Raw genomic sequence first — 26,174 nt, 5'->3', positions numbered from 1 at the left:
ATTACTAGATTACTCTTTCACTATTGAAGTTCAAAGGTGGTAAAATCATTTCTCGTGTTAGGAAGCTCACACCCTTGACTTCCCTCTCTGTAAACCGTAAAAATGATTTCGTGTCCTTGTCATTACTTTTTCGTTCATGTCTATTTGTTAACTTATTATAGTTATCAAATTTTTAAAAAGCAAGCCTATTTTTATTAACTATTTTCAAGATCATTTTTTATTATATTTCACAATAATATTTCATGCCGGCCAATCTATTTACCTATTTCGCAATTTCCCAACTTGTAAATTAATGTTTCACATAAAAGTATTCCATTCTAAAACGAGTAGATCTCTTCCTTTTAAAACTATACTAATAAAGGATTTTTAATACAATCTTTTCGTATAACTTTCTTCTAAAGAACGTGCAACATCTTCTTCTGAAGTATTCACTTTCGCATGCTCCAACAACATTTTTGCTGCTGAAGGTAACCCTTTTTTATTTAACCAAGATTCTGGATCCCACATCTTAGAACGAATAAAAGCTTTTGCACAATGAATGTAGCATTCTTCTATTTCAACAACAATTCCAAGTAACGGATTACGTCCATTCACCTGCATCTCTTTCAAAATTTCTTCATCGTTTGTAATATATGCTTTACCGTTTATTCGAAGTGTTTCCCCAAGACCAGGAATAAAAAAGATTAACCCTACGTGCGGATTTGAAATAATATTTAAAATGGAGTCTATACGACGATTGCCCGGTCTTTCCGGAATGATAATTTTATTTTTATTCAATACATATACAAATCCAGGTGCATCCCCTCTTGGCGAAGCATCACACTCTCCTAATTTATTTGCAGTAGATAATACTAGAAAAGGAGATTTAGACAGAAAATCTACACAATGATGATCAAGTGATGAAATAACTTTTTTCAAAGCTCGCTCACTTGGTTGCCCCAATATTTGTCGTAATGCTTCCTCTGTTGAAATAATCGATTTTATTTCCTTACTTTCTATCCCCATTTATAACCACTCCTTTTTTTCTTTATTTTCCCAAAATTCAATACGATTATTGTATAATAAAATTTGCAGAAAGGGGAATTAAAATGACAGAGTGGTTAACGATATTTGATTCTGAAAAAAATACACTTGGAAAGAAATTACGTGATGAAGTGCATCGTGACGGTGATTGGCACGAAACATTCCATTGCTGGTTTATAGAAAAAGATGATGAAGATATGTTCTTATATTTCCAATTACGCTCTAAAAATAAAAAAGAAGCTCCGGGTATATGGGATATTACTTCAGCTGGACATATTATGCATGATGAAGATGTACAAATTGGCGGCCTTCGTGAAATCGAAGAAGAATTGGGGCTTTCCTTTCAAACGACTGATTTAACATACAAAGGAATCTATAAAATAGATTATGAAATTTCAAATCTTACTGATCGTGAGTTTTGTCATATGTATTTTCACAACGTAATAAAGCCTCTTCCATTTGCACCAGGTGATGAAGTAGACGATGTGATGAAAGTACGTGCAACTGCTTTTCTACAACTATTAAAAAGAGAGATTTCATCTTTTTCGGCTATTTCTGTTTTAAACAATAAACCAATTACAATAACATTTGAAGATATTTATCCGTATGATCTTACATACTATGAATTTGTTATAGAGCAAGGAAAAGAATTCTTAAAAAATAATAGTTTATAAATAAAATAGGACTCCTAGCATAATATTGCGCAGAGTCCTATTTTTTTACTATTGTTCAAGTATCTTTAATCTATTCTCTACTTGTATAAATAAACGAATGATTAATAACAGCATAACCACCATAATCGCTATTATTGTATGTGGATATCTAAACAGTATACTAATAACACTTCCAATTAATATCATGATGAATCCGTTTTTCTTCATCACTTCTGCACTATACGTGTTACCTGCATCCCATAACTTCTTATTTTTCATAGACCGTTTCGTACGATAACCATATGCTGCGTTAATATCTGTCGGTGGATTTTTTTGAAGAATACGTGCGGCAAGTATAAATATAATACCGATCAACATGCTTATTCCTATGTTTACTAGTGCATACAACAATTATATCCACCCCCTAATTTATACCTTCATTATACTATATAATCATCTAGGTTCCAATTATTAACATTTTCATTTTCTCTCTTTAGATGTCTGGAACATACTTGGAAGTGTTACAAAGCGTGCTCCTTTCGTTTTCAACTGTGGAATGATTTTGTCTAGCGCATCTACAGATCCTTGCAAATGTCCACCTGGAGTTGAATGCTGAAGTATGACACTACCTGGAAATGAATTCCCTAACACATTATTTGTAATTGTATCAGCACTTACCCCTTTCCAATCAACTGTATCGACACTCCACTGTACAATCATAAATTTTTGCTCTGTTGCCCACTTCAATTGATTTTCAAGTATTTCACCGTACGGCGGACGTATAAACTTCGGTGCATAACCAGCTAACCGATTTAATATTTCTTCCGTTTTTATAATTTGATTATGGTACTCAGCCTCATTTACTTTCGCTAAATTTGGATGACTATACGTATGATTACCAATTACATGCCCTTCATTTGCAATACGCTTTACTACGTTCGGAAACTTTTCTGCATTTTCACCGAGCAAGAAAAAAGTAGCTTTCACATTATGTTGTTTTAACTTATCTAAAATTTTTGGCGTAAATACTAAATCTGGTCCATCATCAAATGTAAGAGCTACTTCCGCTTTATTGTATGGTCCTGAAAATGCATACGCATATTTTTCGACCCATGAAAATGGTGTCCATGATCCACGATCCTCTTCTTTCATTTGTGCTTCATAATTTTGAGGAACATGTAATGCGTATGGTAGCGCATTTACATAGTCTCCATAATAAAATGAATGATATGGCATATAAGCGTACGAAATATTACGTTCTAGCCCTAAAGGAAATGGAACGAACATTTCTGGTGAATAAAAATAATACATGATAAAAACCTCCCTAAAATTTCATATGTGTTTCATCTGTACTTTGTTAGAGAAATTCTGATTCCTGAACAAAAATAAGACTGTCCGTAATTAGGACAGTCTTACTGATTTATATACTTAATAAATTACTTTACTATCTTTCGGTAATTTTCTTACATGCTTTAAATAACTCGTCACTTTGTTATCATCATCTTGCGGATATTGATATTCATAAGTGTTAGCAATTTCGTTCGCAACTTTCCTAAATAAATCACCCATTATGAAAAATGAATCCCAAATATTTTCATACTCTGCATTTGAAAATGTCCTTTTATACTGCTCCCAGACATTTTTTTCAACATATTGTTCGAAATACTTCCCAAACTTCCCAGCATTAGCTGTAAACTTTGTTTTCATACCAATATGCCACTCTAGCATTACAACCAACATATCTCGCATTGGGCCTTCAAGCATTCCTTTCGCATAAGAAAGCTCCTCGCGCCATAACCCTTTTCCTACATTTGTACTACACCACCAAAATTCATTACAGCAATCTAAAAACTCTTTTTCCGTAGGCTTCTTTATCATGTAATCCTTATCACTTGCTGGTGGGAATTCTTCAACACAACCATCTTTATCAAGAAGCAGTTTACTTAAACTATCTTGTCCAACGAATGTATGTATTAAATCAGCTGGAACTAACGTTAAATCAATTCGATTCCCATCAATAAACTGCATTAAATATGGAAACTTACCGTCTTCATCTGCTGGAAGTAACGACATTTCTTCCGGCATTTGGACAATCATTATTTCTCCAAATCTATGAATCCAATTATGATTAGACGTAAACGATTGTATATTTTTCACAACGTACATAATATCATAGTCTTGAAAACAATCTCTTTTCACATTTGGATTTACACGTGATCCATTCATGATGACTGCTCGGATTCTTTCATCCTCTTTTGCTGTATTTATAATTAAATCTAACATTTCTTTTTCAGTTCTCATCTACTTACTAACCTCCAATTTTTTAATATAAAATATAGTGTTATGTATATAGGAGGCCCACGTGCTAACTGTATTGTACACGATACACGTTATAATTTTTCAAACATCTTTTTCATTCTATTTATCCCCTTACATCATTTTTTTACGACTGCCATTACAAATCCATCATATCCTTTACTTCCGACAGTTTGAAGCGCTGTAGCACTTACATGCGGCTCTGCAGCTATCAATTCATAGAAACGACGTATCCCTTGTACACGAGGATCACTGCTAGTATTGTCAATAACTTCTCCTTCACGTACTACGTTATCCCCAATAATTACGGTACCAGGGCGTGATAGTTTCAGTGCCCATTCAAAAATAAGTCGGATTATTTTGTTTATCAGCATCTATGAAAATAAAGTGAAACTTTAATCAGTGGGGGGTGTTCATCCCCACTGATTATTAGTTGAACCAATCGGGCGTTTACGGGCAGTTGATCTCCCACCTAACTTCTTTGCTCTAGCCTACCTTTGAGGTGGGAGTCTTACTGACCGTTAATGCGGGATAAAATCAAATGGTTCATACTTCTCATTTTCTATTTGTTGTAAAGAATGTAGTGCTAATCCTGTTCGTATTTCAATTTTATCATTCAAATTGGCACTTTCAATATTGCTACGTGCAATTTCGGCATGCTTTTCACTTGCTTCTAATGTAACAATGCGCCCTCCAGATGGCAATGCTCTTGCAAGCCATATCGTGCTATATCCACCTAAAGTACCAATCTCTAAAATGTTACGAGCCCCTTGAATTTGTACTAATAGTTGTAAAAGATCCCCTTGCGTTGGCGATACATCATGTGTTGGCAAATTTGCTGCAGCATTCGCTTGAAGGACTTCTTCTAATGTAGAATCTTTTGGTATTAATACATCACTCATATATTGATCAACAGCCGACCATTTCTCAATCGTACTCATGTATATACCATCCCCTTAAAGTTTTTTTATGCTTTTCTACCATTCACACTTGATTATACCGAAAATTCCGTTTTATATACAAAAAATAAAGAAGGAACACCCACTCCATTACAGAATAGATGTCCCTTCTTTGTTAATACATGTAGCCCTTACGGATTAGTAGACCAAAGTCCTGCTGATTTAATAAATGTACGTTTATTTAATTTCAGCTGTGCTACGATAAACTCTGCAATATCTTCTGCTTGCATTACTTTATCAGGATTTCCATCAGTTAACCCTAAATCTACAGCCATATCAGTTGCTACTGTACTTGGAGTTAAAGCCGTTACACGAATGTTATGTTTACGAACTTCCATCGCTAACGATTCTGTTAAGCCAAGAACACCAAATTTAGAAGCACTATATGCACTTGTTACAGGCGCGCCTTTTTGTCCTGCTGTAGATGAAATATTAATAATATCACCAGATTGTTGTTCAATCATGCTTGGTAAAGTGGCACGAGTTGCATAGTATACACCCATTAAGTTTACTTGAATGATTTTTTCCCAATCAGCAACGTCTAATTCTAAAAACTTACCAAATTTAGAAATACCAGCGTTATTAATTAAAATATCGATAGACCCTAAACCGTTTTTTAACGTTTCAATTGCAGTCGTTACCTCTTCATACGAAGATACATCAGCAGTCGCAATAACAGCTTTTACGCCTTCTGCTTCCACTTCTTTCGCTACAGCTTTTAAGTTTTCTTCTGAACGAGCTAAAAGACCTACATTTACGCCTTCTTTCGCTAATGCGATCGCTACAGCACGACCAATACCTCTACCTGCTCCTGTAATTAAAGCATTTTTACCTTGTAATAATTCTGCCAAGTATAACACTCCTTAATCTTCTCTGTTGTTTATCATATTAAAAGTGTATCTATGTTTATGTAAAAAGGCAATGATGCACTTTCATGTGCGTAGGTTACTTGTAAGTAACCATAGTAGCTATATATACCTTTTTAAAGAAAAATAGTGTTAGAAATCTTTCCACCTAACACTACTTTTCTTCATATTTAGGAATACACACAATAAATTCTGTACCATTCCCTTCCTCACTCTCGACTTTTATTTCTCCTTCATGAAGATCAAGTACTTTTTTTACAATTGCTAAACCTAAGCCACTACCTCCATAAGCACGATTTCGGGACGAATCTGCTTTATAAAAACGCTCAAAAACATGCTGCTTCTGCTCTTCTGATATTCCAATCCCCGAATCACGAATATGCACTTGCACTACTGTCTCATGTTCTTTTAACCGAATTGTAATCGTACCACCGCTTGGAGTAAATTTAATACTATTATGAATTAAATTAATCCACACTTGACTCATACTTTCTTGGTCGGCAGTAATATGCACTTTCTCTAAATCAAGATCTAACTCAATTTCTTTTTCAGCCCAGAGCGGTTCACTATTTAATACAATTTGCTTTAATTGTTGATCTAATCGATAAGTCACTCTTTCTGGTGTATACTCTTCCGATTCTAAAAGAGTTAATTTCAGTAAATTTTGACTTAGTTTAGATAATCTCGTCGTTTCCGTTTCAATAATGGTAAGGTAATGCTTTCTTTTTTCCTCAGCAAGATTATTATCTTGTAGTGCTCTAGCGAACCCTTTTATAGAAGTTAATGGCGACTGTATTTCATGCGATACATTCGATACAAATTCTTGACGCATTTTCTCCATCGCATTCAGTTCATCTGTCATATCATTTATACTTTTTACGAGCACACCAATTTCTCCATCATACTTTTCTTCATTTCGTATTTTTACGGAGAAGTCTCCTTTTGCAATTTTTTGTATCGGTTCAATAATAGTCCAAATCATCGCCTCTCGCTTCGGTCTCATTAATACTCCGATCAATACCCAAATAAGAACGATAAATACAAAGCCGACCATATCACTAATTAAAAAAGTAACAAACGGCGATACGTTTATTTCAAGAGCATTTATAATACTTGATGATACATAAAATGCGATAGACCAAATTATTGTTAGAAAAGAAAAGAGTGCTAATACCGCTCCAATTACTTTCAATATCTTCAACTTACTCATTTGTTTTCTTTTTCTCATTTACTTACCTCTAGGCGATACCCTAAACCTCTTATCGTTTTAATACTAAATTTCGACTTCTCTTCTTGGAACTTCTCACGTAACCGATTAATATGAACATCTAATGTACGTTCATTCCCTTCAAAATCATATCCCCATACATCTTCAATTAATTGCTCTCTCGAACAAGTTCTTCCCGCCTTAGATCCTAATGTAAAAAGTAACTCGAATTCTTTTAGCGGTAACGTAACCGTTTGTTCCCCCAGTGTCACTTCAAACGTTTTACGGTTTAACAGTACATTTCCAACTTGAATCGATTGCGATACTGTAATTTGGTAACGTTTCAGTAACGCCTTTACTCTCACTACTAATTCTATAGGATCAAATGGTTTTACGAGATAATCATCTGTTCCAAGGTAAAAACCTTTTACTTTTTGAGATGTTTCCCCTTTGGCAGTTAGCATAAGAATCGGGATATCATAGTATTTTCTTAATTCAAAACATACATCATATCCATCCATATTCGGCATCATAATATCAAGAATAACCATATCGACTTTTACTTCGTCTATTTTCTGAAGAGCATCTAGTCCATCAATTGCCTCATATGTTTGAAAGCCTTCCCGCTCTAAAAAAACAGAAACAAGTTCTCTAATATGCGGATCGTCGTCTACTATTAAAATTTTAGGTATCAAAGGAACCATTTCCTTTCTACTAAGCATCTTTTATATTTTTTAAAAATGAATAATCAGCGGAGTACAATCTCCACTGATTATTCATTTTATAATGCGCCCTCTTTAATTTTCAATTGTTGCGTTGCAAACTCACGATACATGTCATGTGTACGTAATAATTCATCGTGCGTACCGCTTCCTGTAAGGTTCCCTTTTTCAATAAAGATAATTTTATCCGCATCTACAACCGTAGAAAGCCTATGTGCAATAACTAAAGTTGTTCTGCCTTTCATTAAGTTATTTAATGCTTTTTGAACGACAGACTCGGATTTACTATCTAGACTTGAAGTTGCTTCATCTAACATAAGAATTTGCGGATTTCGAAGTAATGCTCGGGCAATCGCAATTCGCTGTCTTTGTCCTCCAGAAAGCTTCACACCGCGCTCTCCAACTTCTGTTGCATATCCATTTGGTAAATCATGAATAAATGCATCAACATATGCCATAGCTGCTACTTTTTCAATTTCTGCATCCGTCACTTCGCCCTCAACACCGTAACAAATATTATCTCGAATCGTTCCATCGATTAACGGACTATCTTGTGATACATAACCAATTTGACGTCGCCATGACTGCAATGAATAGCTCGTAATTGATTCTTTTCCTAATTTAATAGCACCACCAGTTGGCTCATAAAAACGTTCTAGTAATGAAAATAAAGTTGTTTTTCCGCTACCACTTGGACCTACAATCGCTGTTACTTTTCCAGATTCAATTGTGAAATCAATATTGTTCAATACTTTCTCATCTTCGTTATACTCAAAATGTACATTTTCAAGAACTATCGACTGCTTAGCATTCGAAACCTTCACACCAGTTTCATGATCTTCTACTTCATATTCTAAAATCGCATTAATTCTTTCCGTTGCACCAATTGCCTTTTGGAATTGTGTAAAGAACATAGATAACTGGCTCATTGGCATAATAATTTGAACTAAATATAAAATAAATGCTACAAGTTCACCTGTTGTTAATGCACCACTAGAAACTCGCATTCCACCATAGCCTACGATAATAACAAGCAGTGCCATTAAAACAAACGACATAACTGGTGAAATTAATGCTTGCACTTTTCCTTCTTTTAAACCAAATTGCAATAACTTTTGTATCCCTGTATTACCTGTTTCATATTCTCTTGTTTCTGTATTTGAAGATTTCACTAAACGAATTTCTGATAACACCTGTGTTAACACACTTGTAAAAGATGCTGTTTCATCTTGAAGCGCTTTTGAAATCTTATACATTTTTCGTCCAAGAGGAACTAAAATCAATACAGATAACGGAATAACCGTTAAGAGTAAAGCTGTCATTTTCCAATCTAAAACAAATAATACAATTAATGATCCAACAATTGAAATACCGCCTGTTAATAAATTTGACAAGTGCTCAGAAATTAATGTTTTCACAACACCTGTATCATTTGTCATACGGCTAATCGTATCGCCTGTTCTATTTTGATCATAATAAGATACTGGTAAAACAAGCACCTTTTTCCACAAACGTTCTCTCAGTCCAGCTACAATCTTCTGCCCAATATAATTTAGTAAATAAATTGACAATCCTGCAGCAATGGTTTGCATGACAAAGAAGGCAACTAGCCCAACAATTTGTCCTGTACTAATTGACGAAAGCGAAAAATTATCTACTAATCCTTTTGTTAACATCGGAATAAATAAACTCGCTCCTGTAGAAAGTAAACTCATTAACAATGCAAAAACAAGAATCCCTTTCGGAGGGTTTGTATCTCGAATAAGGCGTAAAAATTGCCTCCAACTTCCTTTTTTCTTCATTTCATTTCTAACTTCCATTCCTGTTCATCTCCTCGTGTTAAGCCAAACTGCTCTTTCTAAAACTAGAATACAGTACAAATGTAAACTGAATGTAAACACACTTTTTCTATTTTTACAAAATATACATAAAAACTCATCTTTACAACAGATATAAACATCTGATATTATTACCTGGTACTTAATGTTATTGTATGTGAATTATAGATAACTAATTTAAAATACTATATAAATCTCCAGTTATTGAAAGGAGTATCCTTTTTGCAAACAAATATACATTCTGAAAAGGAAACAATCATTTTTATTCACGGCTTAGTTGGCAATCGTCGTGCCTTCAAAAAAGAGCATAAACGATTTTCTGCTTCCTACAACATTATAACTTATGACTTATTAGGTCACGGCGACGATAAAGGAGAAGCTATTGAATTTTCATTACAGCGCCTCGTAGATCAATTATTGAAATTATATGAAAAAGAAGGTATTACAGAGGCTCATATTTGCGCTTTAAGCTATGGCTGTTATATCTCTACAATTTTTGCACAAATGCACCCGGAAAAGGTATTAAGCATTTGTCATATTGGTGGACATTATAATAATCCATCCCTTTTATATAACGTATTTCAAAAATTTTGGGAGAAGCGAGGAGACGAATACTCTAAATGGCTCTCTCAATACGCAAATACTATTTTTCCAAGCGGCATATTAAAAGCGAATCCGTTCGCAGTCATTTCAAGAAATATTTACTACCGTTTCGGATTACAATTACATTCATCCATAATTGCCCAATCATTACGACACCGGTTAGAATTCGATTTAAAATCCAAATTAAAATCACTTCCCCACCCTATATTATGGGTAATGGGTGAACAAGATCATCTCTATAAATCTTGCCTATTCGATTTAAAATCTATTCTGCCAAACGTTCTATATAAGGAAATACCTTTAGCAGGACATGCAGCGAACTTATTTCGTCCCAACTATTTCCATGACTTATATGATCGATTTTTAAATGGAAAGTTAAAATAAAAACTACTAAACTTCCAATTTATTCAACTATAAAAAGGCTTCCCAAGTTTCCTTGGAAAGCCTTTTCTCTATACGAAAAGTATATAAACTACTTTTTCTTAGTATGCTTTTGTGTAACCTAAAATGTGCTTGCTCCAGTAAGAGTTGCTTACAGAACTAATACGTACACCAGTTGCATCAGTTTCTGCACTAATGAACTGACCGTTTCCTAAGTAAACACCCATGTGAGAAGGACCTGATTTATAAGTATTTTGGAAGTATACTAAATCACCTGGTTGTGGATTACTAGTTTTTGTTTTAGAGCTCCAGTATCCAGCAACTGTTTGACGAGCGCCTTTATGACCAGTTTGATTTAATACGTAGTGAATGAATCCACTGCAGTCAAAACCAGCAGGTGTTGTACCAGCAGTTCTGTATGGTGAACCATTTAAAGATCTAGCGAATCCAGCGATTGAAGACGTATCTCCACCTGTAGGTGCTGTTGGTTTTTGTACTTGGTTAGAACCTTGGTTAGAACCTTGGTTACCACCAGTCACTCCACCTTTTACAAACTTAACATAGTCTGCACTTACGTAACCTGTGCGGCCATTATGGTTAATTTTGTACCAACCATTTTCTGCGCCAGTAACGTTTAATACTTTACCGTTTGTTACCCCACCAATTACAGCATTGTATGTAGCTGGGCCTGTACGTACTTTTAAAGCACCAGTGTTAACAACATAAGAACCACCAGTTTGAACTGTAGTAGTATTGTTGTTGTTTGTAGTTGGTTTTTGTGTTTCGTTAGATACAGCAGAACCACCTTTTGTTACGAAGTCTTTGCTTACGTATCCAGTTCCACCGTTGAAGTTGATTTTAAACCAATCTTGTACTTCACCTACAACTTGTACTGTTTTCCCTTTATTTACAGAACCTAATACTGTATGAGAAGTACTTGGGCCTGTACGTACGTTAAGTGAAGAAACGTTTACTGTGTAAGTACCTGTTCCTTGTTGAACAGTTGTTCCTTTATTACCACCAGTTGTTACGAAGTCACCACTTACATAACCTGTTTGGCCGTTTACACTTACTTTGAACCAACCGTTTTCTTGTCCAATTACTTGTAGTACTTGACCTTGTTTTACTTTAGAAATAACGTTATGTCCTGTACCAGCACCTGAACGAACATTTAATACATCAGCAGTTACTGTGTATTTTAATTCAGAAGTTGTTTCTACTTTTTTTGTTTCAGTTACAGTCGTTTGAGTTTGTGTTTGAGTCTGTCCATTAATTTCTTTTAGCGCTTCGTTCGAAACTTGTGCATGAGCAGAATCCATACCTGGAACTGCAACACCTGCTACTGAAGCTGCTGCTAAACCTGCAATTACTTTTTTCATAAGTTGTCTTTACTTCCTTTCCCTACTATCCTCTTAAAAAAACATATAAACTTAATACTTTACAATATTATCAAAGTAAAATATTCATCAAGTTCCATTTTTTAACAAGAGTTTTATTTTTCACACGTAGTTCATTTTAAATGAACTACGTGAATTCCGTGTGAACTTCATGTGAACTTTATCATTAAACATAGTAATTTTGCAACGATTTCCTTCAAATTTCTTATGTATTGCATAAAAATTCGACATTCCATTCATTATCTCAATATAGAATACTTATTTTCTATCCAATAAAAAAAATTTTATTAACGAATACAAAACAAACTATGTGTTTCCTTGATAAAATGAATTACATGAAGCGTACTCTTATCATGGCAAAAATTACTTAATTAATCAATAGTATAATATTTTTAGAAAACTAATTCCCTATACGATCTATGTTTTTTAAATAATTTGACGAATTGTAAGATTTGGTTCTCAAAACCTCATTCTATGTTAAAGAAATTACACACTCCATTGACTATTTTTTTTTACTAACTATGGAATTTTTGAAATATTTCCGTTATTATTTATATAGTCATATAATATGAAACTCTTATCAACAAAGAGATGTACAATGGGAATTTAAGGACTGCCGACTTCCACCATTCCAGATTGTAGTCTTACTAGTAATGAACAAGGAGGTGCATTTGTGAAAAACATAATAGACGATCACATAAACAAAAATATAGAACTATACTACGCCCCTATTCAGTTCGTTTCATTTATAACATTACAAAAAATATCAACTATTGAAACACGTAAAAAAGAATTGAAAAATCAGATGAAAAATAGCCAACAAAAAAATCCTTACTACTTATAAAGTGAAACTTTATAAGTAGTAAGGATTTTGTGCATCTCCCACTAATTATTAGCCTTCACCAATCGGGCGTTTGCGGGCCGTTAATGCGGGATAAAAAAAGGTGAACAAGTCGTATCCCTGTTCACCTTTTATAGTTTCTACTTTATTTATAAATTTTCACACGATTTTCTAATGGTTGGAACTCTTTTTCGCCAGCAAGTACTACTGGTTTACCAAATGGCATTTGCGCAGTGAGTTTCCAGTTTTCTGGAACATCCCATTCTTTTCTTACTTTTTCATCAATTAACGGATTATAATGTTGCAATGTAGCACCAAATCCTTCAATTTCTAAAGCTGTCCAAATTGCAAATTGTAACATCCCTGAGGATTGCTGTGACCACGTTGGAAAATTCTCTTTATATAGTGCAAATTTTTCTTGAAGCCCTTCCACTACTTCACTGTCTTCAAAGTATAAAACCGTTCCATAACCACTTTTAAATGCATTCATTTTTTCTTCTGTAGGTGCAAAGTTATTTTCAGGTACAATTTTCCGTAACGTTTCTTTCGTAAGATCCCATAATTTATCATGTTGTTCTCCTAATAAAACAACAACACGAGCACTTTGAGAATTAAAAGCTGAAGGTGTATGTTTTACAGCATGATAAATCACTTCTTGAATTTTCTCATCAGAAACTACTTGCTCTTTACTAATTGCATAAATAGATCTTCTGTCTTCAATTGCTGAGTAAAAATCTTTTGCCATCATAATTCCCTCCAATTTTCAATTGAGGCTATTTCATATGTATACATCATACAACGCCCCTTCAAACTTATTATTAATAAGCTTATAACTTTATACTATCAACAAACATTGATAAACTCAAATAATAACTCTCACATTTTTTACCTTTTTACTTCCCGTGTTTTAAATAAAAAGGCAGTTTATCGTTACTAAAAATAAGTAACAATAAACTGCCTTCCTCATGTAATGTTCTAACTTAGCATTTTACTTAATTAACTAATCCAAATGTATATGACATTAACTTATTCGTCTCTGTAAAACGTTTTGTTTTACTTGAAGTCCCCATGACTACTGTAATAATTCGAGTATCTCCTTGTTTTGCAGTACCTGTAAAACAGTACCCTGCACTATCTGTAAATCCTGTTTTTAATCCGTCTATTCCTTCTATATATAAACTTTTATTATTTTTGTTTAGCATGTCATTTGTACTGATAACATTAACATTATTAAATGCTAACTGACTTTGACGTAAGTGAGTCACTTCTAATATCTCCGGATAATCTTTTATAAGATGATACGCCAGTTTTGCTACATCGGCAGCTGTCATCTTAGTCTCACTTCCATCAGGCTCTTGTAGCCCTGATGCATTTGCGAATTTAGCATGTTCCGACATTTCTAACTGTTTCGCTTTTGCATTCATAAGTTGAACGAAATCTTTCTCCGTCTTTGCCATATGTTCTGCTAACGCCACCGCCGAATTATTTGCCGATTCAATCATTAATGCATGGTACAAGTCTTTCACAGTCAATGTGTCATTCACTTGGACTGGGATTCTCGCACCCTCTGTTTGCGCTGCTTTCTCACTCATTTTCACCGGATCTTCCCAGCGAACTTTCCCATTATGTACACTCTCTAATAAAAGGTACGCTGTCATCATCTTAGACATACTAGCTGGCGCAAAAGCTTCATTTTCGTTATGTTGATAAATAACATCTCCATTACTCGCATCGATAATCATAGCTGCTTTTGCATCAACTTTTGGTGGGATGTACTTTGACGGAACTACTTTTTCAGTTAACCCAGTTTTAGGTAGCTCTGCCACTTGTAAAGGTGGTCCCTCTACATTTGTTGTACTCTTTTGAGTTCCTTGGAATAAGAACCAACATATCCCTAAAATAATGACTAATAGGATTGTTACTCTTCCCCATTTCAACCGATTCATTTCAAAACTCCTTTAGCAAACCTTTTATACACTCACAGTCAACCATAACAACAATTCCTGCATATCGTCAAGGTAAAAAGTATATTTATTCATATACAACAATTATTATTTCAATCTATTTATGTTACACTATAAATACTGAAATATAAGAATATTCAATGATAAATTCATAAACAAACTATTTAATAGAAAGGATTCATACAAATGATACTTCCAAAACCATTAAAATACGGCGATACTATTGGGATTTATTCGCCCTCTTCACCAGCAACCTACACTTCCCCAAAAAGGTTTGAACGAGCAAAATCTTACTTAAAACAGAAAGGGTTTCATATATTGGAAGGTTCACTTACAAATCAATATGATTATTATCGTTCTGGCAGCATACAAGAGCGTGCTGATGAACTAAATGATTTGATAAGAAATCCAAATATTTCTTGTATCATGTCAACAATTGGTGGGATGAATTCCAATTCATTATTACCTTATATCGATTATGATACTTTTCGAAATAACCCTAAAATAATGATTGGATATTCAGACGTATCAGCTTTATTACTAGGAATTTATGCAAAAACAGGAACTCCTACATTTTACGGTCCTGCACTCGTTCCTTCTTTTGGAGAATTTGAGCCTTTTGTAGATGACACATACAAATATTTTTCAGAAACATTACTAAACGATCAACCTCTTCCTTACAATATAAAGCAACCGTTATTTTGGTCAGATGAATTTATTAATTGGGAAGAAAAAATGAAAGAAAAAGAACTTAGACCAAATAATTGGATTTCTGTAACGAATGGACAAGCTACTGGGCGTATGATTGGCGGGAACTTAAATACAATACAAGGAATTTGGGGTAGTCCTTATATGCCACCTATTCAAGAAGGTGATATTCTATTTATTGAAGATAGCTCAAAAGATGCAGCTACTATTGAAAGAAGCTTTTCCTTACTTAAACTTAACGGAGTATTTGATAAAATTTCTGGTATCATTCTTGGAAAACATGAGCAATTTGATGATTGCGGTACGAATCGAAAACCTTACGAAATACTATTAGAAGTACTACAAAATCAAAGAATCCCTTTTCTAGCTGACTTTGATTGTTGTCATACGCATCCAATGATCACTATGCCCATAGGTATTCCAATTAAGTTGGATGCGACCAATAAAAAGATACATATTTTAGAAAAATGGACGGTCTAAGCACACTTATATTATAGGAAGAAAATATAATGAACTTACCATTAGAAAACAATGAAAAGCTCCGTTTATGAAAAACGGAGCTTTTCATTATTGACCTAAATTTTGTATCTTATCTTTCAAATCTCGCACTTGATCCATCGTCTGCATAAGCTCAGAGTTTTTAAATTGCTCTACATCAATTTTCCCTTCCTCTACCTTCTTCATAGAAGTATCAATTAATGTATTTAACTTTTCATTATATCCGACGATTTGTTGGTGAAGATCCTTCGCAACATCTGGTGGTGTTAATTCATTAAAAGCTGGTATATCTTGTTTAATTTCATTTAGCTTCGCTTCCAATTCTTTTCGGGCTTCTTTATCATTAACAGCCTTTTCCGCTAACGCTGGAGCTTCATTTGCAAATGCGCTTATTTCATTCACATAGTCTGTTGCCTTTTGAGCATAATCTAATGAGTTCTTTCCTTCCTCTACAATCGAACAGCCTATTAAACCAATTGAAACTATCAATACTAATAAAATTGATTTTATTTTCATTTTAGACTCCCTTCGTCTTTATAATTGTCTGTAAGCTTCCCTTCATAACTTCTAGCTTAATTGCTTATAACCTTTTTTCAAATAGCAATTTACCCACTTACATGCCCTATTATTGTTACAACATCAATTTCTATATGTACGCTAATAATATCTTCAATTATATCCATATATCCTTGTCCTATAGCTGTTCCATAGCGTAATGACAGCCCCTTCTTTTCATAAACTGACTTTGGCACTGTAAAAATAAATCTCCTCAAGTTTCTTTCATCAGCTGGTTCCATAATTAAAACAATCCCATCCTCATCAAACATATACACTCGCCCTCCAACTTTACATTCACTATGGCTCAGTATTGCCTTGGTCAACTAAATTTAAAACCTAAAAATACGATACACGCTGCTCTATAATTAAAATAAGAAGCATTCATTCTTTTTTTAAAGAATGAATGCTTCTTCAAAACGTTGTTTTAAAGGTCCTTCCCCCCCTGTAGATGGGGGATATCACTTCCCCTCAATACACATCTCTTGCCTATCATTTTCGGACAATATAGAGCATATCTGTTTCAGATAACCCAAATCTCTTAGCGCTTTTCATTCCTTGTTTTTCAGCTATGTTATACAGTTCTACCTTAAATCCTACATTCATTAATCGTTGAATAAATCCTGATTGATTATAAATTCTTACATGATCTTCATGACCAAAAGCTAATTTTCTTAATTTCGGTGTTACAATTAATTTATTCTCTATAATAGAATCTACATTCATTACGATTGGCACTTGAATAATTCCCCATCCATTTGGCTTTAATACTCTATATAACTCTCGCATCGCTTTTTCATCATCGAAAACGCGTTCTAATACATGGTTACATAAAATCACGTCAAATGTATTATTTTCATATACAATTCTTGTAACATCTATTTCTTTCATTAACGGATCCTTCGGTTCAATATCTCCACATACATATGTAATGTTTTTATACTGACTAAACCATCCTCTTACCTTTGCTTCCGGTGCAATATGAAGTACAGTATCATTTCCACTTAATAAATCAGTTTCCATTTCAATATAAACACGATATAACCTTTCACGATCCATCGAATCACATACCGGACAAATCCCCGTATCTTTATTCCACATCTCGAATTTATATTTTGGAAAATCGTAATGTGCTCGCCAAGGGGAAAATTTTGCAAATTGTTGATTGCAATATTGACAATAACATACTTCTTTCTCAAATATACGAGTAACTACCTTATTTAGTGCCTTCTCTATCTTTCCATTATCAATTTCATTTAATTTCCCACCTCTTACTGCATCTTTCATTATGAACACCGCATTTTCCAAACAATGAGTCAAGCACTCTTTATGATCTTGCTCATCATTTAAAAATCCACTATTATATGCATCTATTATTAATTCAATCCATTCCTCAATTGTCATGAATATAAACTGCTTTTGCTTTTGATTTCGTCCACTATACTGTCTAAAATAACTAAGAGGTTCCTGTATATAAACGACTCTACCTTTCTTCATCATATCGAGCCATGTTGCAATGTCATGAATAGCAGAATAAGCTTTCCCCTTAAAACAACCAAACTTCCCTCCAAAAAACTTCCGATTAAACAGAACTGTTGTAGGTTCACCAACTACATTTTTCAAGTTTTTTAACATATAATTCCCTAATTCTTTCCCTTCAAAAAGTGTAGTTTCTTTGGCAATTTTCATATTCAATGTTGATGGTGGTAAAACCTCTTCATTCTCATCAATTAGTTCCCGATATGATGTCACAAACGAAATGTTTTCTATTCTAAAAAAACAATTCATCATTCTTTTAATCTTTTCAGGATGAAATAAGTCATCATCTAATAAAAAGTTTATATACTCTCCAGTTGCAAGTTCTATACATTTATTAAAGTTCTCAGCTTCTAATGGGGTTTCATTTTTAACATATGTAATGCATTCATATTCACGTAAATATGGTTGGATCATCGCGTGAACTTCAACGTTCGTACTGTCGTCAGAAATTATTATTTCAATATTTTCATATGTTTGATTCAAAGCACTTTTGAGAGCTAATTCCAAATAATGAGGTTTATTGTAGGCAGGAATAAGTATGCTAACTTTCGGTAAATGAGAGTTGTAATTCATATATTGTTTTTTCTTTTCTATATTAATTTTCTTTAGCTTAATTTGTTGATAAAAATCTAATGTATATACTAGTGATGATGGAACTATTCTTCTTGCATAGTCTAGAAAATTAGTTATTGCTTTGTCTAACTCTGTTTCATTAGCTAAAAAACCATATTTTTCTCCAACTATAATACTATGTGAAAAATCTTCTAATCCATCCATAAGTTTATTAGATTCATTTAACTGTTGACCTGGATGTAATCGGAAGTAACTAAGTGTCTCCGCTATATATACTGCTTTTCCTTTACTTAATAAGGATAACCATGAGGCGATATCTACGTTGCATAGATACCTCCTTTTATCAAACATACCATACGGTTCTTTCAAGTCATTTTTACGAAATAATACCGTTGTAGGTTCTCCTATATAATTCTTTTGATTTACAATTACCCTATTTGCTAATTCCACCCCATCTACTATTGTGTCATTTTCAAATAGACGTACTGTTGAATAAATATGTCTTAATTCGTTCTCTTCATCATCAATTACTTGGCGATGGGATGTTACGAGCTTAATTTCATGATTTAAATCATTGACATAATATTTCATCATTTTTTCAATTTTATTAACATGAAATATATCATCATCCATTAAAAAGTTAATATACTCGCCGTTCGCCTCATTACATAACATAAGTGCATTTTCAAATTGCCCTAGAGTTGCGCTATTTTTTATATAATTAATATTTGAATACTTACACAAATATTTTTGTAATACCTTTTTTGTTTCGTCATTCGTACTATCATCTCCAATAATAATTTCTATGTTAGGATATGTTTGTTCTAACACACTACATAATGCTTTTTCAAAGTAGTGAGGACGATTATAAGTAGGAATTAATACACTCACCAATGGCATTCGATCTATCGCCTCTTTACTTTTTTCAAAATGACCTCTCATCTTATTCCTCCACCTTTTCGCATATTATTTATATACGCGACACAAAATCACATGACTAAAACCGTATGGAACCTTTATACTTTTATGCAAGCTCGTAACAAAATATCCTACTTTTCACTCCTATATATACACATTCAATAATACAGACATTTGATTTACAGCTTTCCATTCATAATGATTACCATCCTAAAACAGTATTGAGCCAAATAAATCTATACGTTGAAATGAATATATATTTCTTAACAAAAAATAGCTACACCATAAGGTGCAGCTATTTTTACGATAACTACTTAATCAAATTATATTCCTTTATCTAGCTCATAAAGCATACGATATCTCTCATTTTCTTTAAGTAATTGCTCATGACTTCCTTGCATTACAATTTGACCACGATCAAGGAATATAACTTCATCTACATGTTCAATTCCTACAAGATGATGCGTAATCCAAATGACTGTATTTTCTTCCGTTGCAGAAAACATTGTTTCTATTAAAGACAACTCTGTCTTTGGATCTAACCCGATAGTAGGTTCATCAAGTACAATAATCGGCGCTTCTTGCATAAGCGTTCTAGCAAAAGCAACCCTTTGTCTTTCTCCACCAGAAAATCTCTTCCCCATTTCATGCATTTTTGTTTGTAATCCATCTGGAAGAGAAGCGATATGCAAAGCTAATTGTGCTTTCTCTAAAGCGTTCCATATCTCTTCATCATTAGCCTCTGGTTTACCGATTCGCACATTGTTTCCAATTGTCGTATCGAACAAATGCGGTTTTTGATTTAATACGGAAATATATTTGGATAAAAGATTCGTATGCGCTTGTTCACCATTCAATAAAACTTGTCCATGTACCGGACTTAACGCCCCTGTTAACAATTTTAGTAAAGTAGATTTCCCTGTCCCACTTCTACCTAAAATGGCAATTTTTTTTCCTGCTTTTATTTGTAACGATATATCTTTTAATACAGTCTCGTTACTGTCTGGATAACTATACGATACATGATTCAGTTCAATATCTACATGTTTTGGTGCACCGTAATCCTTATCTTCATGCAAATCCATTTCATCATGTAAAACACTATCACTTTCTACACGATTCAGACGATGAGCAGATTCTACATAAGATGGGATTCGATCGATGGCATCTGAAATCGGAATAAGCGCATTCGTTACAGATAAAGTCATTAATACGAAGGCCGCGATAACTGTAGGTGCAATCTGTTCACTTGCTGCTTCATTCCCAGTCCATATAATCATTGAAATAACTACAATACCTACTACTAAATGAATGAGACTGTCTCGAATATGATACCAGCGTTTCAATCTCTTCTCTGTTTTTAACAATCGATCATTTTGCTCTACATACTCATTAATAAATTCATCTTTTCGACCACTTGCCTGCCAATCCGATAATCCAAAGACTGCATCTGTTAGTTGTTGATACAAACGGCTTCTTCCCTGCTTTAACGTAACATGATGTCGCCTCATCAATAGTAATGATACGAATGGAAGAAGAAAAACGATAATAGCTAACATACAACCAGCAATCAGTGCAAATACGAAGTCAAATGTACCGATAACAAGTACGAAAATGCTATATACAACTAGTGCTAATATACTAGGGAATATTGTACGTAAATATAGGTTTTGCAAATGCTCTATATCTTCGGATAGTACGCCTAACACATCACCCGTTTGAAATCGCGAACGGAAAAATAACGCCTGTGGTTCTACTATTCTGTATAGTTTCGTTCTCATTCGTTCTAATATGCGTAGTACGACATCATGTCCCACTAAACGCTCTATATAATGGAAAACAGCTTGCCCTATACTAAACGCACGTGTTGCAACAATCGGAACATATACAGCCATTACATTTTCTGGTCTAAGAGCAGATTTTGAGATCAAATAACCTGAAATAAAAAGTAACATCGCACCTGAACTAACTCCAAGAAGCCCAAGGAAAATAGTTAAAGTCATTCTACCTTTATTTTGCTGTATATAAGGTTTAATCCAGTTACTCATTTCTCTCCCCTCTCTTCCCTATGAAAATGTAATGTCTCTTTCTTTAACAGTTCTTCATACGTTCCACTTTCTTTAATTTTCCCTTTATTTAAAATGAAAATATGATCCATTTGTTTCATCCAATGCAGACGATGTGTTGCAAGAAATACTAACTTACCTTCAAACAGACGTAACATCGATTGCTTTATTTCAAATTCAGTTTCAATATCAAGATGCGCCGTAGGTTCATCTAATAAAATGATTGGTTTTTTACTTAAAAGTGCACGCGCCATAGCGACACGTTGTTCTTGTCCGCCACTAAGCATACGTCCACCTTCTCCAATTCTTTCATCCATCCCATTCGGAAGGGATGCAACGAGTGAGCTAAGCCCTACATCATGAATAACTTTCTTCATTTCTTCATCCGTTGTATTTGTCTCGTAGAAACAAATATTATCTTTTAATGAAAGTGGGAAAATATATGGTTGCTGTGGAATATAAGCAATATTTTTTTGCCAATCTTCACGAGCAGATCCATCAACTTCTACACCATTTACTAACATCTTTCCACTCGAAGGAGATAAAAAACCTGCTAATACGTCGATTAACGTCGATTTCCCTGCACCACTTTCACCAATAACACCAATAGCACCGTTACCTTCCCAAGTAAAATTAATTCCTTCTAATATAGCCTTTTCAGATTCAACATTATTAACTTTGATATCTTGTAATTTCAAGCTACTAGAGGCATTCCATACTATATCGTCATTTAAAGCTTTCTTTTCTATTCCTTTTTGTTGCTGTAGAATTCCCTCTATTTGTTCCATCGCAAGTTGGCCATCTAATGTAGCATGATAATTCGCTCCAACTTGCTTAATCGGTAGAAAATATTCCGGAGCTAAAATTAATATTGTAAGAGCAGGCAATAAAAGAATCGTTCCGTCTATTAAACGAATTCCTAAACCTACTGCCACAAACGCAATTGATAAACTTGTAAAGAAATCTAATGCAAAAGAAGAAAGAAAAGCAACTCGCAAAGTACGCATCGTTGCTTTTCTATATCTTTTACTAACCTTTTCAATCTTTCCTTCGTGCTGTTTACTTTTCCCTAAATACTTTAATGTTTCTAACCCTTTTAACGTATCTACAAAATGATTAGAAAGTACACGATATGTTTCATATTGACTATCAGCCATTTTCTGCGCTGCTAATCCTAAAAGAATCATAAATATGATTACAATAGGAATCGTTACAACTAAAATGATTCCAGACTTAATATCCAGCGTAAAAACATATAGTACAATTAATCCCGGAACGATAATACTTCTAATCATTTTAGGGATTGTCAATTCAATATATGTTTTAAATTTTTCAATCCCTTCAATCGATAAGGTAACCAGATGACCTGTTCCGACAGTTTGAACATATCTTGGTCCTAACGTGAAATATGCCTCTATTAATTGCTTTCTTAGCAACGATCCTGTTTTTTCAGCGAAACGTTCCACTAAAATTTGTGATATTCGAACCAACATGTGGCGCGCTGCAAACATGACCCCAAAATAAACAGTTTCATTCAATACAGATTGCACTGTTTCTCCATTAAATAAAAACGTAATAGCTCGCGCTAAAAATACTGTTTGCGCAATAATACTAAAAGCTTCTAAAATACTAATAATCGTTAACGCTACATATAACATACGGCTACCGGGATAAGACGGAAGTCCTCTTTTTCTTTTCATTAGTACTCCAAATCGTTGTCTGACTTAACAGGTTGTCTAAATACATAATAACTCCATATTTGACTTCCAATAACGAAAGGCAAAATAGCAATCGCAAAGTAAGTCATAAGTTTTAATGCATAAGCTCCTGATGCTGCATTGTAAATTGTCAAATCATTCATTGCTCCTAAAGAGCTAATCATAACACGTGGGAACATACCGATAAATACACTCGCACTTAGTAAAATGATTGTTAAACTCGTCATAAAGAAAGCCCAACCATCTCTTCTTCTTTTATTTAATAAAGTGGAAGCTAATAGTGCTACAAAAGCTCCAATTGGTACCATAATCCATTCTGTGCCATGGGCAGTGAAAATATCGGTTTTCCATAACCCTATACCAGCAAAAATAAGAAGTGTTATTAATGAAAATGGTGCAATTTTTATTGCAGCAATTCGTGCACGTTCTCTCAATTTACCCGTTGTACGTATTGTAAGGAATTGTAGTCCATGAACAATACATAGCAGAAGGAACATTACTCCTCCAAGTAACGCAAATGGATGAAGTAATTGCAAGAATCCACCTACAACATTTTTACTCTCATCGATAGGTACACCTACCATAAAGTTTGCAATCGCAACTCCCCAAAGGATAGGAGGTAGCATACTTCCAATAAACATACCCCAATCCCATGCACTCTTCCATTTATGATTATCTATTTTCGCCCGGAATTTAAAGGAAACACCTCTTAAAATTAAAGCAAGTAGCATAAATACAAAGGGAACATAAAAACCGCTAAATAAAGTTGCATACCAGTGCGGAAATGCCGCAAACATAGCGCCACCAGCACAAACAAGCCATACTTCATTCGCGTGCCAGAACGGTCCTATTGTATTCAAGTAAACTCGTTTTTCAAAATCATTCTTTCCTAAAAACCTTGAAACCATTCCTACACCAAAATCGAAACCTTCCAGTACGAAGAATCCAACAAATAAGATTGCAATAACTAAAAACCACAACTCATTAAGAGATAACATACTCTTCCTCCTTATCAAATGGATCATGGCTTTGATAATCCTTTTTCGTTTTCTTATTCGTATGTCCCTTAATAGTACGAACAAATAAGTACACACAAATTCCACCCATAATTAAATACATTGATGTGAATGAAATAAGTGAGAATAGTACTTCACCGAATGTTACATTGGGTGATACAGCATCTTCTGTTTTCATTACACCAAATACTACCCAAGGCTGACGACCCATTTCAGTCATAATCCACCCTACTGTATTACCAATGAACGGAAGAGAAATTGCATACACCATTACTTTTAAATACCACGTTTTTTCAGCTAAACGATCTTTTCTTGATAAGAACCATCCGTAAGCTCCTAGAAGTAACATGAATGTTCCACTCATTACCATTGCTCTAAAACTCCAAAACATCGTATGCACTGGAGGAATATAATCTCCAGGTCCATATTTTTCTTCATATTGTTTTTGAATTTGATTCATCCCTTCAACTTGACCGCTAAACTTATCATACGACAATAGACTTAGCATATAAGGGATTTGAATTTCAAATGAATTTTCTTTCTTCTCTGTATCAATTTTCGCAAATACTGTAAATGGCGCTGGATCCTCACTCGTATTCCATAGCGCTTCAGCTGCAGCCATTTTCATTGGATGTGTCTTAATTAATTGTTGTGCTTGTGCATGACCGAAGAACAATACAAGCGCTGTTGTAATCGTTCCAACAATGATAGAAATTCGGAACGATTTTTTAAATACTACAGTTTCTTGTCCTTTTGTAATTTTCCATGCACTTACACCCGCAATAAAGAATGCACCTGTTGCAATTGCCGCTGTAATTGTATGCGGGAACTGTACCCATAATTGTGGATTTTGAATAATCGCTAAAAAGTCATTCATTTGTGCACGACCATCTGCTGCCATTTCATACCCTACAGGTGACTGCATAAATGCACTTGCAGTTAAAATCCAAAATGCTGATAACATTGTTCCAATTGACAGGAGCCAAATACATAATAAGTGAATTCGCTTCGGTAGTTTATCTTCACCGAATACCCATAAACCTAAAAATGTAGACTCAATGAAAAATGCTAGTAATCCTTCAATTGCAAGTGATGGACCAAATACATCACCTACGAAACGTGAATATGTGGACCAGTTCATACCAAACTGAAATTCTTGTAAAATACCTGTTACTACACCTACTGCAAAGTTAATAAGGAATAATTGCGTCCAAAACTTCGCCATCTTCTTATATACTTCTTGTCCTTTTACCACATACAACGTTTGCATTATCGCAATAATAAAAGCTAAACCAATTGACAGCGGAACAAAAAAGTAATGGAAAATCGTTGTTGATGCGAACTGTATTCGTGCCAATTCGAGCGTTTCCATACTAAAATCACTTCCTTCATAGTTTTTATAATTAAAATTAATTGAGCAATCTTAAAAAACTCAATTATTAAGAAATGCGAAAAGACAAAAACATCTTGTATGTATTGTCGAAAAATGCAAAATTTCAGTTTTTCAAACTATTGCAATGCTATTTTTTATCTTTTCACTATTTCTGTAGTGTTTTGATTCGTTAATCGAATTGTATAATATACTTACATAATAAATTCAGATGATTTTTGACGTATTATTGACATCATTTTGTCTGAAATATGTCTTTTGGTATTTTTTTGAATTATATTTTTCACGTTATTAAAATGTATTTTTCGAATGTAAGACTTACTCTTTTATCAATAAAAATATCCCCTCCCTCTTTGTACACTTGACTTTTATTCCAAAAAATGTCCTTGAAACTAACCAGAAAAAACGCTAGATTTTTGTCAA

Annotated in this window: 22 protein-coding genes and 2 pseudogenes; 4 read left to right on the top strand and 20 right to left on the bottom strand. The window is 34.0% G+C overall.

Annotation, left to right across the window (positions count from 1 at the left end):
- Positions 1-366: 366 nt before the first annotated feature.
- Positions 367-1,005, bottom strand: coding sequence for a pyridoxamine 5'-phosphate oxidase family protein (locus JDS95_RS23710; RefSeq protein WP_085449902.1), 639 nt, complete (start codon positions 1,003-1,005; stop codon positions 367-369).
- An 83-nt stretch (positions 1,006-1,088) separates the two neighbouring features.
- On the opposite strand from JDS95_RS23710, the gene JDS95_RS23705 reads away from it, so the two are divergent.
- On the top strand, positions 1,089-1,697 hold the full coding sequence (locus JDS95_RS23705; protein WP_000141367.1) for an NUDIX hydrolase: 609 nt from the start codon (positions 1,089-1,091) through the stop codon (positions 1,695-1,697).
- A gap of 48 nt (positions 1,698-1,745) precedes the next feature.
- On the opposite strand, the gene JDS95_RS23700 is transcribed toward JDS95_RS23705, so the two are convergent.
- The 9 genes and pseudogenes from JDS95_RS23700 to JDS95_RS23660 form a co-directional block, all read right to left on the bottom strand.
- Positions 1,746-2,087, bottom strand: a complete 342-nt coding sequence (locus tag JDS95_RS23700; RefSeq protein WP_199690814.1) for an SdpI family protein — start codon at positions 2,085-2,087, stop codon at positions 1,746-1,748.
- A gap of 69 nt (positions 2,088-2,156) precedes the next feature.
- Entirely contained in the window at positions 2,157-2,987 is an 831-nt protein-coding gene (locus JDS95_RS23695; protein WP_085449904.1) for a peptidoglycan-N-acetylglucosamine deacetylase, read from the bottom strand.
- 117 nt (positions 2,988-3,104) lie between these two features.
- A complete protein-coding gene (locus JDS95_RS23690) occupies positions 3,105-3,977 on the bottom strand; it encodes an aminoglycoside 6-adenylyltransferase (RefSeq protein ID WP_199690813.1) in 873 nt (290 codons plus the stop codon).
- Positions 3,978-4,111: 134 nt separating this feature from the next.
- Positions 4,112-4,379, bottom strand: a pseudogene (locus JDS95_RS23685) (O-methyltransferase); the annotation flags it as partial.
- Between the two features lie 149 nt (positions 4,380-4,528).
- A pseudogene (locus JDS95_RS23680) lies at positions 4,529-4,933 on the bottom strand (O-methyltransferase); the annotation flags it as partial.
- Between the two features lie 149 nt (positions 4,934-5,082).
- Complete coding sequence (locus JDS95_RS23675) at positions 5,083-5,802, bottom strand: 3-ketoacyl-ACP reductase (protein ID WP_164690666.1); 720 nt, start codon at positions 5,800-5,802, stop codon at positions 5,083-5,085.
- 169 nt (positions 5,803-5,971) lie between these two features.
- Positions 5,972-7,045, bottom strand: a complete 1,074-nt coding sequence (gene hitS, locus JDS95_RS23670) for an envelope stress sensor histidine kinase HitS (RefSeq protein ID WP_001231603.1) — start codon at positions 7,043-7,045, stop codon at positions 5,972-5,974.
- On the bottom strand, positions 7,042-7,719 hold the full coding sequence (gene hitR / locus JDS95_RS23665; RefSeq protein ID WP_217808869.1) for an envelope stress response regulator transcription factor HitR: 678 nt from the start codon (positions 7,717-7,719) through the stop codon (positions 7,042-7,044). Before hitR ends, hitS begins: the two co-directional genes overlap by 4 nt.
- 86 nt (positions 7,720-7,805) lie before the next feature.
- Positions 7,806-9,566 (bottom strand): ABC transporter ATP-binding protein, encoded by a 1,761-nt coding sequence (locus JDS95_RS23660; protein WP_085449908.1) that lies wholly within the window; start codon positions 9,564-9,566, stop codon positions 7,806-7,808.
- Between the two features lie 240 nt (positions 9,567-9,806).
- Here JDS95_RS23660 and JDS95_RS23655 point away from each other — a divergent pair, with 240 nt between their 5' ends.
- A complete protein-coding gene (locus JDS95_RS23655) occupies positions 9,807-10,571 on the top strand; it encodes an alpha/beta fold hydrolase (protein WP_001194291.1) in 765 nt (254 codons plus the stop codon).
- A gap of 98 nt (positions 10,572-10,669) precedes the next feature.
- On the opposite strand, the gene entFM is transcribed toward JDS95_RS23655, so the two are convergent.
- The gene (gene entFM / locus JDS95_RS23650; protein WP_000755505.1) at positions 10,670-11,947 is read right to left on the bottom strand and encodes an enterotoxin EntFM; all 1,278 of its coding nucleotides are present in this window, start codon (positions 11,945-11,947) and stop codon (positions 10,670-10,672) included.
- Between the two features lie 691 nt (positions 11,948-12,638).
- Between entFM and JDS95_RS23645 the strand changes: the two genes are divergently transcribed.
- The gene (locus tag JDS95_RS23645; RefSeq protein ID WP_000789335.1) at positions 12,639-12,809 is read left to right on the top strand and encodes a hypothetical protein; all 171 of its coding nucleotides are present in this window, start codon (positions 12,639-12,641) and stop codon (positions 12,807-12,809) included.
- A gap of 142 nt (positions 12,810-12,951) precedes the next feature.
- Here the strand turns inward: JDS95_RS23645 and JDS95_RS23640 are convergent, their stop codons facing one another.
- The gene (locus JDS95_RS23640) at positions 12,952-13,554 is read right to left on the bottom strand and encodes a nitroreductase family protein (protein ID WP_002093783.1); all 603 of its coding nucleotides are present in this window, start codon (positions 13,552-13,554) and stop codon (positions 12,952-12,954) included.
- 244 nt (positions 13,555-13,798) lie between these two features.
- Positions 13,799-14,752, bottom strand: coding sequence for a D-alanyl-D-alanine carboxypeptidase family protein (locus tag JDS95_RS23635; protein WP_001080886.1), 954 nt, complete (start codon positions 14,750-14,752; stop codon positions 13,799-13,801).
- A 204-nt stretch (positions 14,753-14,956) separates the two neighbouring features.
- Between JDS95_RS23635 and JDS95_RS23630 the strand changes: the two genes are divergently transcribed.
- A complete protein-coding gene (locus tag JDS95_RS23630; RefSeq protein WP_085449909.1) occupies positions 14,957-15,958 on the top strand; it encodes a S66 family peptidase in 1,002 nt (333 codons plus the stop codon).
- Positions 15,959-16,045: 87 nt separating this feature from the next.
- Here JDS95_RS23630 and JDS95_RS23625 read toward each other — a convergent pair whose 3' ends face one another.
- The 7 genes from JDS95_RS23625 to cydA form a co-directional block, all read right to left on the bottom strand.
- Positions 16,046-16,492, bottom strand: coding sequence for a DUF6376 family protein (locus JDS95_RS23625; RefSeq protein ID WP_000695210.1), 447 nt, complete (start codon positions 16,490-16,492; stop codon positions 16,046-16,048).
- An 89-nt stretch (positions 16,493-16,581) separates the two neighbouring features.
- Positions 16,582-16,803 (bottom strand): hypothetical protein, encoded by a 222-nt coding sequence (locus tag JDS95_RS23620; RefSeq protein ID WP_000459110.1) that lies wholly within the window; start codon positions 16,801-16,803, stop codon positions 16,582-16,584.
- A 220-nt stretch (positions 16,804-17,023) separates the two neighbouring features.
- The gene (locus JDS95_RS23615) at positions 17,024-19,585 is read right to left on the bottom strand and encodes a glycosyltransferase (protein WP_085449910.1); all 2,562 of its coding nucleotides are present in this window, start codon (positions 19,583-19,585) and stop codon (positions 17,024-17,026) included.
- 299 nt (positions 19,586-19,884) lie between these two features.
- Positions 19,885-21,609, bottom strand: coding sequence for a thiol reductant ABC exporter subunit CydC (gene cydC / locus JDS95_RS23610; RefSeq protein ID WP_070173034.1), 1,725 nt, complete (start codon positions 21,607-21,609; stop codon positions 19,885-19,887).
- Entirely contained in the window at positions 21,606-23,327 is a 1,722-nt protein-coding gene (gene cydD, locus JDS95_RS23605; protein ID WP_144467152.1) for a thiol reductant ABC exporter subunit CydD, read from the bottom strand. The genes cydC and cydD overlap by 4 nt, the downstream gene beginning before the upstream one ends.
- Positions 23,327-24,343, bottom strand: coding sequence for a cytochrome d ubiquinol oxidase subunit II (cydB, locus tag JDS95_RS23600; protein ID WP_000950090.1), 1,017 nt, complete (start codon positions 24,341-24,343; stop codon positions 23,327-23,329). The genes cydD and cydB overlap by 1 nt, the downstream gene beginning before the upstream one ends.
- Positions 24,330-25,733, bottom strand: coding sequence for a cytochrome ubiquinol oxidase subunit I (gene cydA, locus JDS95_RS23595; RefSeq protein WP_000448866.1), 1,404 nt, complete (start codon positions 25,731-25,733; stop codon positions 24,330-24,332). Before cydA ends, cydB begins: the two co-directional genes overlap by 14 nt.
- Between the last annotated feature and the right edge of the window lie 441 nt (positions 25,734-26,174).

The organism is Bacillus cereus group sp. N24 (assembly GCF_016483345.1).
Taxonomy (GTDB): domain Bacteria; phylum Bacillota; class Bacilli; order Bacillales; family Bacillaceae_G; genus Bacillus_A; species Bacillus_A toyonensis.
Note: the sequence above shows the minus strand (reverse complement) of the source record. Positions and strands in the feature narration are given on the sequence as shown.